This window comes from Mesorhizobium kowhaii (assembly GCF_042431665.1).
Lineage (GTDB): Bacteria > Pseudomonadota > Alphaproteobacteria > Rhizobiales > Rhizobiaceae > Mesorhizobium > Mesorhizobium kowhaii.
On the sequence record NZ_JBHLYT010000015.1, the window covers coordinates 1 to 12681 of the forward strand.

A 12681-nucleotide genomic window follows, 5' to 3' on the forward strand; every position below is an offset into this window, starting at 1 on the left:
CCCGCTACAGCGCTAGTTGAAGAGCGCGCGGGCGGCCGCCTTTGCTCTTCCAGCGCTTCAGATCTTGTCGTCGTTTATCAGCGGGTTTCGACCGTCTTCGACAGAGCGGTTCATGGCCGAAGGTGTGGATGGCCTGCTGCGCGATAAGACCCGGCCTCCGGGCATCGCGCCGCTCGAGACCGCGCTGGTCGACAAGGTTGTGGCGCTGACGCTGGAGCAGCCCGACCACGAGGCGACGCACTGGACGGTCCGCGCAATGGCAAGAGCGGTTGGCATTGCTGCGTCCTCGGTCGTGAAGATCTGGCACGACCACGGCCTTGCGCCCCACCGCTGGCGCAGCTTCAAGCTGTCCAACGACAAAGCCTTTGCCGAGAAGCTTCACGATGTGGTCGGGCTCTACGTCTCGCCGCCTGCGCATGCCATCGTGGTGTCGGTTGACGAAAAGAGCCAGATACAGGCGCTTGATCGCACTCAGCCGGGGTTGCCGCTAAAGCGCGGTCGGGGGGCGACCATGACGCACGACTACAAGCGCAACGGCACCACCACCCTGTTCGCCGCACTCAACATCCTCGATGGCTCGGTGATCGGCCGCAACATGCAGCGCCATCGGCATCAGGAGTTCATCCGCTTCCTCAATACCATCGAGGCTGAAATGCCCGCCGATAAAACCGTCCACGTCATCCTCGACAACTATGCCACCCCCAAACAGCCGAAAGTCCGCGCCTGGCTGGAGCGCCATCCGCGCTGGACATTCCACTTCGTGCCGACATCATGCTCGTGGCTCAACGCCGTCGAAGGCTTCTTCGCCACATTGACCCGACGGCGTCTGAAGCACGGCGTCTTCCATTCGGTTGTCGACCTCCAGGCCGCCATCAACCGCTTCATCAAGGAGCACAATCAGCAAACCCGACCCTTCGTCTGGCGCGCCGATCCAGGCGAAATCATCGCCGCCGTCAGGCGTGGGCACCAAACGTTGGAATCAATCCAGACTGGTCTTAACGCCGCCGGGTGGCTGTGCCGAGCATCAAACCGGAGGCTTGAGAAGGTCCTTAAGATTAAGGTCCACTTTAAACGAGACGATTTTCGACAACCTCTCGATCAGGCCCTCGGCTGGCCGGTGAGAAATCGTTTGCCGAAATGTCGTTCCTTCGGGGCCAATCGCAATCTCGGTCTCTCCGCTTACGACGAACCCTCTCGCCTGCAGCTCGTCGATCATATCCGTCATTGAAGCTGCATCGGGGACTATCGTGTTCGGAGATATCAAGTGGCCTTGTGCTTCGGCCAGCTTAAAACCTGCTCTTAATTGGCCGCCCGCAGAAAGGCCTTTGTCGATTAGCCCCAGTGCCAGGTTGTCAGCAGGAGGGAAGAAGTACTGAAAGATGTTGAGGCTCTTCAAGCGCTCCTGCACCTCATCAATGTGCTTCCCGCTGTGAAGCATATCCCAATCACCTTCGGTAAACTCATAGGTTGGAATGGGGCATATTCCCTGCTTTCGATCCCCGGCAAGATTGTCAATGGAACGCAGCTGGTTGAGGGCTTCTAAGGCCTGTCGAGCGCGGCACCGTGCTTGCCCTCGAATATTGCCCGCCAGTCCAGGGAGGCAGCCTGCTCAACAGCATTAAGAAAGTGGGTTTTTATGGGGAGGTCACTTTGCTGTATCGGGCCGAAAATCGAATTCATCCCCGGGCCAAGCAGTTCTTTCATTTCGTCTTGTGCTGCGTCACCCTTTGCCATCACCGCGCCAATTTGCATCACCTTCGGAAGGTCAAGCTCGCCCGTCTCGGTATTGAACATAAAGCGCGCCGCGAACGCCAAATCCACGGCTAGGGGCCTTGCAACCAACACCTTGGCGTCTGGCATGGTCGCTTGAACATCGATACGCATGAGCGCGGCCGTGCGTGGATTTGGATCAGAAGATATCAGGATGACGCGGTTGCCCTTGTCATCGACAGCTATGGCTTGAACTTCGTGGGTCAGACCACTCGCGCCCTGAATTTCCTTCGCGGGGCGGTATTCAGCGCCTAGCGCTTTGCTGAACGATTCCCAGATTGGCGGCTTGTCGTCCATGTCGTCCTCTTGGAATGGCTCGGTTCCTGCCTTGTTCTAATCCAGGCAGCATAGCAGCGCCACGGTCCGGCATGTCATGGTGCTTGGGGGAATACATGAAGGGAGCGCTTCTGCTGTTGCTAGCAACTCCAGCAATGGCACTGGAAAAATACACACAAACGGACCTGGACACGTTGGCCCGCTAAACCTCAGATATTCGTATCCTCCCGCATGCTCTCACGACGGCTCCGAGTCGAGTTCAGCTTATCCCCCCACATACGCAGCCGTTCGTAGCATTGCCTGAATGGCCGCAACGGGCCGGGAGCGGAATGGCTTCTCGGGAGCGAGGCCATGAAAAGCAACCCGGCGTTTGGGTTTGAAGCAGACAGTAAGTCCGAACCTCTTCAGAAGCACATTTATTGAACAAGTAAGGCCCTGCGCCCGGCTTCATTACAATGCGAACGGTATTGCAGCCTGCCGCACCAGGCGCGGCAGGCTGGGGCACGCCCCAGCCGCCTCCTGACCGATCAGGGCCACCACGTCGTTCAGAAATTCAGACGGAACAAGCATCCGTCCCTTCTGCAGCGCATTGACCATCGCTTCGGCGTGCGCAGCCCGCCCCAGCGCAGCGGCTCCCAAAAGCCATTGCGCCGTGCATCCTTGGACGATGGCGGGAAAATGTTGCGCGCACATGCGACGTGCCTTCCTTTCATCAAGGACAGCCACGCCCCCGAGCCGCACGGCGATCGCGATCGTCGCAGCTTCGCCGTCGTCGAGTGTGTCGCCATGGGTGCCGTCGATGAGCGCTTCGTAGGTTGCAAGCGCCGTACGATCGAGCATCATCCGTTCGACGAGCCCTTCCGCAACCAGAGCTTCGAGTTGGGCGCCATCGTCGTGGCCGAACCGAGCGCCTATTGCCAGTTCATTGCCGGCATTGTCGGGCACGATAATCCGGCGTCTGGTAAGCTCGATGATGCGGCCGGCGTGCCCGCTCGCGTTGAGACCAATCACAACGTTTGCATCGGCGATCAATATTGCGTCCGGATCAGCGGGGAATGCGGACAAGCTCATCAGCTTCGCTCTCCTCGCGCTCCGCGCCGTCCAGAACCTCCCTCATACCGTGAAGGTCGAGTTGCAGCATGCGGGCAAGTTGGCCTTCGCTATAGAGCTCCTTCTTCCAAGCCTCACGCGCGAGAAGAGCAAGGCGCGGCGGCACCAGCCCCCTGAACAGGCCCCTATAGGAGGGGCGTTCCGGCGCGTCGCCCAGCACCTGGGCTACATCCTTGTCGCTGATCCCGCCGTTCGAGACGAACCAGTCCCAGGTTCCCCGCCGTGCAAGGCCAAGTTCTTCGAGACGCCGCACGATGGCCTCGCGCGCAACCCCGAACGCGTGGGCGAGCAGGATGACATGTCGGCGGGTGAGATGCGTCTGACCCGCAGTAATTTCCGCGAAGCGCTGGCGCACCTCCCGGCCCGGCGTGAGGAAGCAGCGCTGGAAGATATTGGCGTAGCGCTCTTCGCGCGAAACAAATAGCTCGTCTTCGGTCAGCACCTCCGGCTGGCGCCGCGTCGATATGAAATGCGCCGCCTCGTGCGCGGCGCTTTGCGTCAGACGCACGTGCGGATGGCTCGCATTGAGGAGGATGCAGGCCCCGGCCCGCTCCTCATAGGCGAACAGCCCCGCGATCTTGCCCGGCAACTTCCGGACATACACGCGGACTCCTAGCTGAAGCTCGAGGATCGAAACAATATCAGTGACGGGGCCAGGACCGAGGCCGAGCCAGTCCCGCAATTCCTGCGCATGCTGTTCGGCTTGGGTATAGAGGTCGCCTGGCAGGATCGGACGTTCGGGAGGGTAGCGTCGCTCGCGCACCACGCCGAGCGCGTTCTCCAATTCAACCTCCGCACGCACAAGGTCATTGAGAAGCCGCGTTGCCTGTTCGACGTCATCGTCCTCGCTTTCCTGCAGCTTGCGAAAGCGGGGAACCATGTCGAGATGAACGGCAGCGCGGCGCAGAACAACGTTGGCCGACGTACCGTAGGCGGCGGCCAGCTTTTGCAACTCGTCCATCTGGATTCGCCTTTTGCCTTGCTCGATGGCAACGATCGTCGTGCGCGCGGCGCCGATGATGGCGGCGGCGGCAGCCTGCGTGATCTTCCGGCTTTCGCGCGCAAGGCGCAGCCGTTCACCGATCTCCGCGTCCGACAGCCGCTCATTTGATTCAATCATGTTCATGCACGCGTCCATTGCCTCAGGAACGAACGCGCTCCCTTATCCTGCAAAAAGTCATTCCACTCTGTGGCATGGCGTCCAAGTAAGTCGCGCAGCGCCGCCTCTGCTGTGGCAGCCGGCATGCCCAGCGCCCGGCCCAGCAGCAGGGCGTGGCGGCGAATGACGGACTGGTGAAGCGGCAATACGAGATCAGCCATATGGTCGAGATGCTGCGCGCCCGCTATGGCGTATTGGCGCAGCGCGTGACCGCGCAAACGGAAGCCCGGCTGAACCGACTGCTCAAACGCTGCTGCGCGCAGATCGCTGCAGGCATACGCGCTGTCATGATCAGTGAGCCCGGCGGCGTGGATGCTCATCCTACGCAACATGCACGCTGCACAGACGCCGCACTGGACGAGCCGGCCATCAAGGGAGCAGTGCCGGGCGTTCTGCCAGCACGAGCGCGTTTCACGCCAATCATCACGGCCGGGCAACGCCGCGTAAGCCTTCAGCGTCTCTCCTTTCGTGGACCAGATACGTGGAAAGACAAAGCGGACCGGACGTTTCAGGAGCGCAGCCAGAACCCGCTCCATGCGCATCGTGAAGAGGGGATGGCTTCGAAAGTCCGGGTAGGCCTGCGCCGAAGACGTGACGAGCGCCGGGCCGAATATGCCCTGGCCGCTTTCGGGAAGAACGATCTCGGAAGCTTCGGCCAGGTACGCGGCAATGCCGCTGATGAGCGCGAACTTAAATCCGCGGCTGCGGGCGCTGGTCTCGCCAGAAGCCTTCACGTTGTAAGGCACCGCCGCAAACGGAAGCGTTTCGCCCGGTTCAGGGCGCCCGCCTGCCTTGGAACCAACCCGAACGCGGACCAGCTTGCGGCCCAAGGCCTGGGCGGTCAGCCCGGCCACGGCGCGGGAATCCATGCCGTCGCTGAACGCCATGACGGCATCGGTCGTGGTGCTGAACTGGAGACACTCCTGAGGTGGGCGGGGCGTTTCTCCGTTCCTCAGGACAAATTCAAACGTCCAGCTGTCGCCGGTCAGGAAGGAGGCGGCGTCCTGCAGGGTGTCGTAGACGGCGCGATCGGTCCATCGCAAGGGCTCCAGAACGGGGACGCGCACCGTGAACTCACGGCTCCAGCCGAGCTTTGGGCGCGGGAAGCTGCGATCTGCGTATTCGATGGAAGCGGCGACCACCATCGCGTCGTAGATCACAGGCTCCCACTGGGCAAAGGCGTAGGATTCAAGCGCGGCGGTCGAGCAGGTGAAATTCTCCCGTAGGTTAAACGCGGAGCGGCCCCGGCGCGCCGCGCCGGAAGGAACGACATCGATGGCATGCGCGGGCACCCGCGCCTTATACGCAAACGTCGTCATAGGAGAGGCCCATCTTCGATACCGGTCTGGCGCGGCAACTCCAGCGCCCGCCTGGACGGCGGACGGACGGGCGCAAGAATCTCACTGGCGATGCCGTTGCAGTCGAGCTTTCCCAGGGCCTCATCGAGGCGGATGCGCACTGTGCGGCTTGCGCGCGCGCCTGCCTCACGCTGGTAATGTTCATCGATGCCACGGCCTTGTGCCCGGCCGATGTCTTCCATCGCCCCCGAGACCGCGCTGGCGGTTCCGGCTTCGCCGGTTATGCCACCATCCGCTGCCTCGATTGCGCAGTCGATCAGACTGTTGGTGGCCGCCGAGCGCGGATGACGCGCCCGCAGCGCTTCGAGTTGCTCGGTGCGGATAGCGGGGAATAGCGTGTCGCTGTTCATAATGTCTCGCACAGCGGCAATGGGCGCTTCCAGAATGTCTTTCTTGAGAGCGTGCGCGAGCGCTACGCACACTTCATCGGCGGTGTGGGCGAGATTCGAGGCCCACTGGGCGGCAGTTTTCCAGTGCATACGCATATTGAGGCTGCGGTGAGGACCATCACTCATGGCGATTCTCCAATGTCAGACCTATAAGGTAACAATGCTGACAATGTCAAATCTGTCTCTCAGACAGGGAGCGACGTCCTGATCCCGCCGAGGGTCGATCTCGACGACGCGCGCATTGCGCCCGGCGGCTCGATCAGACACGTGCCGAATATTTCGGAGATTGTTCTGGCTGTATCCGGTCAGAATTTCTCGTGGGCGGGCACAGGAGGGTATGTTCGCAAACCCCGCCAATCCGCGCTTCTTCCTCAATGTGCGCCCATTCCTGCCCAGAGCGCAGGCAAGGAACCTTGCTGAGGGCGGGTTCGAAACGCAACGGCGACTACATAGTGCGTGAACGATCGGAGGTTTGCGTTGACGTGCACGACCGGGTGAGCGCGACCCAGAATGTTCGAAAAGCTTCCAGGAACCCCAGTCGATGGCCAATTGTAGACCCGTCTGACGTCGGCGTTGGGCCGACAGACGACTGTCTGGTTTCTGCCGCGTCCAGCGGAGAGCGGCCAATGCCGCTCCTCGTCGATGATGGGACGCTGACCCGGAAACTAATGCGCCGTAAGGTCGTACATCAAGCCGTTCGCCACAACCCAGAAGGCGTGCTCATATGTACCGAAGTAGGTTAGGTGCATGATCACTGCATTGCCGAATGCCGTACTTCTCGGTGAGCAGCCGGGCAAGATAATCGAGGCGCTTTAGCAGCAATTCCGCGAAAACGGGTAGACAAATCCCTGTAGTCTGCCTCTCTATCTCCGAGGTCGCCAAGACGGGGGAAACTGGATGCTTCTTAAGCTTGCCTATCATGACATGCACACGACGTTCGAGATCCCGCCTAGCGGCGGTTTCGACAAGGCAGGCTACGGAAGGGATATCACGGCGCTCGAGGCACTGCCGGTTTGGACGGGAAGCCCGACCGGCCTCTCCCTGTGGGGTAATCAGAAGCAGGCTATAGCATTTGGCGCAGCGTACGCCCGGCTCAGGCAGCCGGATGGACGCGCCGAAGCAGGGCTCATCAAGATGCCAACAGGTAGCGGCAAGTCTGGCGTGATCGCTGTACTGACCCGCTGTCTTCCCAATCTCCGCCGCGCGCTCGTGCTGACGCCGCGTGAAGGCCTAGTCCAGCAAATGTATGGTGATATCCGCCGGCGCTTTTGGGCCAATATGGGCGTTGCCGACGCCGCAGGTGATGATTGGACCGGACCGGGCGTCGATCCGGCATTGATCCGGATCCTCCTTCCCAATGCTGGCCGCACCCAGCGGATCTGCCATGAGGCCGAGACACGTGAGCGTGTCATCCTGGTCGGCACCCTACAGGCTCTCGACAAGATACGGATCGATCGAGATCGGCTTGCGCGAAAGGCGACTATCGGCCCGCTGGAGAAGAAACAGTCGTCCGAGCTCTTCCGGCTCGACCAAATTCTCGCCCTGCTCACAACTTTCGATCTCGTCGTCGTCGACGAAGGGCACTATGAGCCCGCAGCATCTTGGAGCCGAAGTGTACGCTCGCTTTCGCGCCCGACACTTCTGTTGAGTGCTACGCCGTTCCGCAACGATTATAAGCTTTTCTCGGTGCGGGGCGCCTACGCCTACAATTTCCCCTTCCCGAAGGCCGCCGAGGTTAGGATCGTGCGCGAGGTACAATTTGCCGATCTCGCAACCCGCGATGGCAGTTTGCCAGCAATCGATTCCGCCCTCTACGATACAGACCAGGACTTGACCGCAGCGGACAAGACCGCGATCAGAACGTTCGCCGAGCAGTTGCTTGCGATAACGCCTTCGCTGCTCGCCAAAAAGCCCGCCGGATCCAAGATCATCGTACGGGCCGCATCCTGGAGCGCGCTCGCAGCGCTCCAGCCTCTCCTGGCTGGAGACGAACAGTCCAACGCCGTGCTGATCCACGATCAGGTGCGCAAGGACGAGAATCGCCATGCTCATCCGGGACGCTTCGTGACCGTCAAGCAGGCCCAGGCCGTATCCGGCGATGCGACCTTCTGGCTGCACCAGACAAAATTGCTCGAAGGCATCGACGATGCAACCTTCGTGGCGGTAGCCCTTCTCGATGATTTCACCAATGACCGACAGCTTGTCCAGCAGATTGGCCGCGTGCTTCGCTCGACCGACGCTAAGCGCCTAGAGATACAGACCGCGACGGTAATCGCGCGCAACTCGGATCAGCTTTCGCGGCTCAAGACAAGCTGGGACCAATATCTCGCCTTCGAAGCCGCTGGCGAAACCAGCCTCGCCAGCATCATCCCGGGTGAGGCCTACCTGCCCGAGAAGATCGTCCCGCTGATGCCCGAGCAGCAATATGTCGATGGGCGTTTCCGCGAACGACTGCCAGTTTTGGGATCGCTTGATCGCGACGATCTCCTCGTACCGCGCCGCGCCGCCATCTTTTCAATTGGCGCCGGGTTTCACGACAAGCTCGTCGAGACGGAGGCCTATGAAGGCATCCTCGCGCGCAATCGGTTCGTTGTTCGTCCGATCGCGCGTCTGCCCGAGAATGTCTGGGGATGGACCTTCTTCACGGTCGATGAAAGCCCTTATCTGAGCCGCCATTTCGTCACCGAATGGCAGTTCGGACTGACCCTCATGGTGCGGGTAAATAATCGCTTGTTCGTTTTCGACACGGATGGCGTGCCGTTTGATGCCGGTAAGATCGGCGTTGCGCGGCTCGACCGGGGAGAGCTGGTCCGGCTGTTCGGCCCGAGCAGCACGGCACAAAAGGTCCGGATCACCAAGCTCGCGACCGCGTCCTTGGAAATGGCCGATCGCGCGATCCGAACGATGACGACCAGTACAGCATCGTTTGAAGACACCTTCACCGACCTACTAGATGCCGTTCTGCTACCGACCAATGTCGCCGGCTACGTCAACAACACCGCGCGCTATCTGGGTCTCAGCCGCTCCAAGCTCACCGATGCTAGCGTCCGGCGGGTTAGCATCGACGATTATGTGCGCTGGGCGACCGCCATCGACAGCGAACTCACCACTGCCACAACTAGCAATCGGGTTTTCGAGCGATTTGCCCAGCTTGCCATTCCGGATCAGGATAAGGCCAAGGAGCCGACGAACATCCTACTCGATCTTCAGCCACTCGACGATTTCGGCGTTTTCATCGCCGACAAGGAAGGACAACCGTCAACGCCGAGGACACCCGCCGTGCTCGACCTGTGTGCCGACATCGTCGACGGCAAGTTCCAGGTGACCATGATCGATGGCCGCAAACTCGATTGCGCGATCAGTTATAACAGCAAGTCCGATCGCTACATGCTTGCCAGCGACGCCCTAAATGCCGAATTCGGCCAGGGGCTTTCGGCATCGGGCACCGTCATGACTCTAACCGAGCGGATCAACACCGACCAAGCCTTCCGCATTCTCACCGCCGAGACCGATAAGGTCTACATGCATGGTAACTGGGTAAAAGCCCGCGATCTGGTGATCGACAATCGGGTACCCGCGCTTGATGTCGCAGAGGCGATCCCCGCCCTCGAAAAAACCTTTGTCGAAAAAGGTGAGGTAGCATGGGCGGTAGGCGACACCGCGAAATGGGAAAAGGAATCCATTTTCGGGCTTACCAGCCGCTATATCGCCCTGGCTGGGCCTGGACCTGACGCTTACGCTGACGCGCTTCGCGAATTTCCGCTCATCCTGCTCGATGATGATGGACAAGAGCTTGCCGATTTCATCCTAGTTTCCAAGACTAAGGTAGTGCTCCTGCACGCCAAAGCCTTGGGCAAAGATGGAAGCGATAATAAGGCCTCTGTCACTGCGATCCAGGAGGTTGGACGACAGGTAGCCGCCTCACTTGGCTTCTTCATCACCTCGTCACCGCAGATCGAGGATGATCGCTGGCAACGCGGCTATACCGCGAACAGTACGGCTATTCCGGTGCCAAAAGGCGGCAATATTCGCATCTTCAAAAATGCAGACGGCATCGCGGAGTATAAGATTGCACCCACAGTCCGCGCGGCGCTTCGTGATCGGCGGATCAACAAAGAGGTCTGGCTGGTCGCGGGGCGATTGCTCGATGTAGAGCGTGCTCGCAACCTCGCGCTCGCGAGCACGCTCTCCAACCGAACCCGGCAGCTAATCATGTATATCGACAGCCTGACGACGGTGTGTAGCCGCGCAAACGCTAGGCTGCGCATCTTCGCGCATTAGCTATCCCTGAGGCGCTCGTTGCGAACTGAGCATCGGAGCGAGAACATCTCGCCACCTCATTCGGATTGAAAAAGGGCGGCTGCCGTCCTTCGGGTTTTGGCGACAACCTCATCGACATCGGATCCGGTTCAAATCTAGCGCGTGTGCCGGATTATCGTGATCCTAACGACGGATGTGTGCTTTTGCGGATTGGAGCCGATAAATTGCACGTCCGGAATAAGGCGCAGCCGGGCGACCTCGTCGCGACTGAGCACCACGGGCAGGTTGCGCGGATGCGACAGCCGGACGAGCCGGCGCGCCAGGTCCGGGCGGTCGAGCGTTTGGGTGAAGAAGAAGCGTAGCGCCGACACGATGCTGTTCATCGTCGGCACGGGAACGCCGTCTTCCTGCTGGTCGATCTGGAACCGACGTAGGTCGTCGGCGGTCGCTGTGTCTGGTGAACGCCCGAGGAATGTCGCCAGGCGTCCGATATCGCGGAGATAGTTGCGCTGTGTCTCCCGTGAGAAACGCCGCATGTTCATGTCGTCGATCAGCCGCTGGCGCAGCCGGCTGATGGGAGCTTCGAGAACTGAATGAGGCATGGTCAGGCTCCTTGTTGAAGAAGCCCGCCATGCTCTGCTCCAGCCGAACGACGCTCAACGCGAGCGCGACGACCGGTTCTTGATCTCTACCTCAACCGCAAGCGCCCCTCCCGCGCCGCGGGTTCGTTCCTCGGCCCCTTTCCAGTCACTGAACTTGATATGAGAGGAGTGCTCGTCGGTGGCAGCAACGTGTCATTCGACCGCCATTAATCGCTGTTTTTCCGTCCCCCTCTGGTATGCCAGCAGACAGGATCAGCGACCCATCGATTGATGTCGGATTCCTTCCATCCCGCACCATTAATACTGATCTTGATCTGAGCCGGAAACGTCCCTTCGGCAATCTTGCGATAGATGGTCGAGCGGGACAGGCCGGTCCGGTCAAGGACGGTTCTGAGGCGTATGATACGATCTGGCTCGGACATAGCTCGCCTGCTTTCCACTGGCTGTTGCTGGTATCTGCCGGGACAGAGAGGACGAACCAATGCTGGGAGCAATCAGGTTCGTCGTATCATCTGCCTGCGGCGTGGAAACGGCGGCAAATCGGATGGTTTATCCCGATGCCGCGTCCTCTTCCGATGCCATGGCTGAATGCGAGTTCCGCGCCGAGGCGGCGGCCTGAATCGGTGCGAATGCCCCGATCGTGCTTGCGGTTGGCAAGCAGGGATTCCAGTTGCGGATTGCGTTCGAGGCTTTTGGCCATGTCGGACATGGCCGACCGCGTTGACCTGTAGCCGGACATGTCGCCGGCCTGGTATTGATGCTGGCCCGTGCGATCTAGCTTTTGCCAACGTTCCACAAAACGGTCGGCCCGACGCGCCGGATCGGTATCCAGTCCGGTGCGGATTTCCGTTTCAAGCTGGAGAACAATCACGATGCGATTGACGCGGCCGGCGCCCGCTTCAAGAACCAGCTCCGGGTTCTTGAGATAGGCCGCTTCGGCATCGCGCCAGCCATGCGGCCGAACCGTTTCGAAAGCGCTGCGGGCATCTTTCAATTCACGCATCTGCTCGGGACTGCCCTGCCCATCCGCGCTACCAGTGCTGAGGATCGCGTCGAGGGCGCGCGCGTGACGCACAAGCGCCTTTGTGCGAGCGCTGCGCAACGCCGCTTCCGAGTCCACCGGCGTATCCGTTTGGCGCGGTGTTCCCATGGGGGAAGCTTCGCTTCCAAGCGTAGGGCCGGCATCTCCAGTTTGCGCGCTAACATCTCCCCTTCCCGGCCGCCCACGGTCCTGGCCGGGCTCGGCGTCTGCGGGCGAGCGCAACCCGTCGAGCAACCCGCAGATCCTTTCGCGCAGGTTCTCCGGAACGATCCGGCGCACGATCTCGGCTACGCGCTCGCAGAAAGTGATGCCGCGCCGCTCGGCATAGCTCTGCGCCGGGTCGACCTGTTCATAGTCGGAAGCCATGTCCTTGGCGCGATCGCGTGATAACCTACGGACCAGCCGATCCCGTGTAGCGAAGTCATCGCTGCCGTAATGCAGGTCCGTGCCATCTCGATGGCGGGACAGGGCCACATAGCTGCCGTGTGCATCCATGCCTGGCGTAGCAAGCACATGGGTGCGGTCAACGGTCATGCCCTGCGACTTGTGGATGGTCGCGGCATAGCCTTGGTCAAGGTGGGCATAGTCTTTCAGGTCGAACCGAACCGATCTGCCGTCGATCAGGGGCGCGTTCAGTCGTGAACCATCCGGCAGACAAGGTGGAGACTGATGCGTCACGTTGTTTTTGCAGCGCTGGCGATATCGGCGGGAGCGG

The 12681-nt window shown here is 60.6% G+C and carries 8 protein-coding genes and 2 pseudogenes; 2 read left to right on the top strand and 8 right to left on the bottom strand.

The genetic code is table 11. The features are described 5' to 3' along the window. Positions 1–106: 106 nt before the first annotated feature. Positions 107–985 (top strand): annotated as a pseudogene (locus tag ACFFNA_RS13440) (IS630 family transposase); the annotation flags it as partial. A gap of 554 nt (positions 986–1539) precedes the next feature. Here the strand turns inward: ACFFNA_RS13440 and ACFFNA_RS13445 are convergent. The 5 genes from ACFFNA_RS13445 to ACFFNA_RS13465 form a co-directional block, all read right to left on the bottom strand. Next, positions 1540–2067 (bottom strand): hypothetical protein, encoded by a 528-nt coding sequence (locus ACFFNA_RS13445; RefSeq protein WP_378918877.1) that lies wholly within the window; start codon positions 2065–2067, stop codon positions 1540–1542. Positions 2068–2496: 429 nt separating this feature from the next. Further along, a complete protein-coding gene (locus tag ACFFNA_RS13450; protein ID WP_378918879.1) occupies positions 2497–3117 on the bottom strand; it encodes a PIN domain-containing protein in 621 nt (206 codons plus the stop codon). Next, positions 3092–4282 carry a helix-turn-helix domain-containing protein gene (locus tag ACFFNA_RS13455; protein ID WP_378918881.1) on the bottom strand — a complete coding sequence of 397 codons (1191 nt, stop codon included), beginning with the start codon at positions 4280–4282 and terminating at the stop codon, positions 3092–3094. Before ACFFNA_RS13455 ends, ACFFNA_RS13450 begins: the two co-directional genes overlap by 26 nt. Further along, positions 4279–5634: a 7-cyano-7-deazaguanine synthase gene (locus ACFFNA_RS13460; protein ID WP_378918883.1), complete on the bottom strand. Its 1356-nt coding sequence runs from the start codon at positions 5632–5634 to the stop codon at positions 4279–4281. The genes ACFFNA_RS13455 and ACFFNA_RS13460 overlap by 4 nt, the downstream gene beginning before the upstream one ends. Next, positions 5631–6158: a hypothetical protein gene (locus tag ACFFNA_RS13465; protein ID WP_378918885.1), complete on the bottom strand. Its 528-nt coding sequence runs from the start codon at positions 6156–6158 to the stop codon at positions 5631–5633. Before ACFFNA_RS13465 ends, ACFFNA_RS13460 begins: the two co-directional genes overlap by 4 nt. 801 nt (positions 6159–6959) lie before the next feature. Between ACFFNA_RS13465 and ACFFNA_RS13470 the strand changes: the two genes are divergently transcribed. Then, positions 6960–10343 carry a DEAD/DEAH box helicase gene (locus ACFFNA_RS13470; protein WP_378918887.1) on the top strand — a complete coding sequence of 1128 codons (3384 nt, stop codon included), beginning with the start codon at positions 6960–6962 and terminating at the stop codon, positions 10341–10343. A 134-nt stretch (positions 10344–10477) separates the two neighbouring features. Here the strand turns inward: ACFFNA_RS13470 and ACFFNA_RS13475 are convergent, their stop codons facing one another. The 3 genes and pseudogenes from ACFFNA_RS13475 to ACFFNA_RS13485 all read right to left on the bottom strand — a co-directional run. After that, complete coding sequence (locus ACFFNA_RS13475) at positions 10478–10924, bottom strand: phage integrase N-terminal SAM-like domain-containing protein (protein WP_378918889.1); 447 nt, start codon at positions 10922–10924, stop codon at positions 10478–10480. Positions 10925–11130: 206 nt separating this feature from the next. Further along, positions 11131–11346, bottom strand: a complete 216-nt coding sequence (locus ACFFNA_RS13480) for a helix-turn-helix transcriptional regulator (RefSeq protein WP_378918891.1) — start codon at positions 11344–11346, stop codon at positions 11131–11133. An 86-nt stretch (positions 11347–11432) separates the two neighbouring features. Then, positions 11433–12681: pseudogene (locus tag ACFFNA_RS13485) on the bottom strand (hypothetical protein); the annotation flags it as partial.